The organism is Microvirga sp. Mcv34 (genome assembly GCF_024519725.1).
Classification (GTDB): Bacteria; Pseudomonadota; Alphaproteobacteria; order Rhizobiales; family Beijerinckiaceae; genus Microvirga.
Genome location: NZ_JALJRK010000152.1, coordinates 4430 through 5656, shown reverse-complemented (window position 1 = coordinate 5656; position 1227 = coordinate 4430). Strand labels below are relative to the sequence as shown.

General features: G+C 65.8%; 1 protein-coding gene. It reads right to left on the bottom strand.

What is annotated here, in order from left to right:
* Positions 1-2: 2 nt before the first annotated feature.
* Positions 3-1227: efflux RND transporter permease subunit (locus tag OC446_RS28995; RefSeq protein ID WP_262032389.1), on the bottom strand; the 1225-nt coding region annotated here is incomplete at its 5' end.

Sequence of the window (1227 nt, the reverse complement as noted above, 5' to 3'; positions counted from 1 at the left end):
GTTCACTCGGCGGCCTGGCTGAGCGGCTTGTGCTGAACCTCATGCTGTTCCGGTGTGTGATGGGAATCCACCGATGGCCGGACCTTGTGGCCTGAGAAGCGGGCATAGAGCGCAGGCAGGATGATCAGCGTGAGCAGGGTCGCGCTGATCAGGCCGCCAATCACCACGGTGGCCAACGGCTTCTGCACCTCGGCCCCCGTGCCGGTCGCCAGCGCCATCGGCACAAACCCAAGCGAGGCCACCAAGGCGGTCATGGCCACAGGGCGAAGGCGCGTCATCGCGCCCTCGAAGATCGCTTCGCGCTTAGGCCGCCCCTCCTCCAGAAGCTGCTTGATATAGGTCAGCATCACGAGACCGTTCAGCACCGCGACACCTGACAGGGCGATGAACCCGACCGCCGCCGAGACCGAGAACGGCATCCCCCGCAGCCAGAGGGCGAAAATGCCCCCGGTGAGCGCGAGCGGCACGGCGCTGAACACCAGAAGCGCATCGCGCGCCGAGCCCAATGCGCTGAACAGCAGCAGAAAGATCAGGGCAAAACACGCCGGCACCACGATCATCAGGCGCTGGCGCGCCGCGGCCAGGTTCTCGAACTGGCCGCCCCAGGTCACATAATAGCCGGCCGGCAGTTGCACCTCCTGGCCGATCTTCGCCTGGGCTTCGGCTACCAGCGACGCGATATCGCGCCCGCGCACGTTCGCCGTCACCACCACCCGCCGCTTCCCGTTCTCCCGCGAGATCTGGTTGGGGCCTTCCGCAATCTCAATGGTTGCCACCTCCCGTAACGGGATTGTCGCAGGTGCCGTCCCCTGTCCCGTGGATGGCAAGGGCACTGGCAGGTTCATGAGCGCCTCGATGTCAGCCCGAACCATATCGGGGAGCCGCACCACGATCTCGAAACGCCGATCACCCTCGAACACCAGGCCGGCCTCACGCCCGCCAATGGCCGTCCCGATCACGTCCTGCACGGCGGACAGGCTCAAGCCACGGCGTTCGAGCTCCGCCTTGTCGATCCGGATCTCCTGGAACGGCAGACCGGTGGCCTGTTCCACACTCACGTCCGCCGCGCCCTCGATCCCGCGCAGGATATTGGCAATCTGGTTGGCCGCCTGCAGCATCGGCTCGAACTCCTCGCCGTAGACTTTGACGGCCAGATCGCCGCGCGTGCCGGCCAGAAGCTCGTTGAAGCGCATCTGGATCGGCTGGGTGAAGGAGAGATTGTTGCCC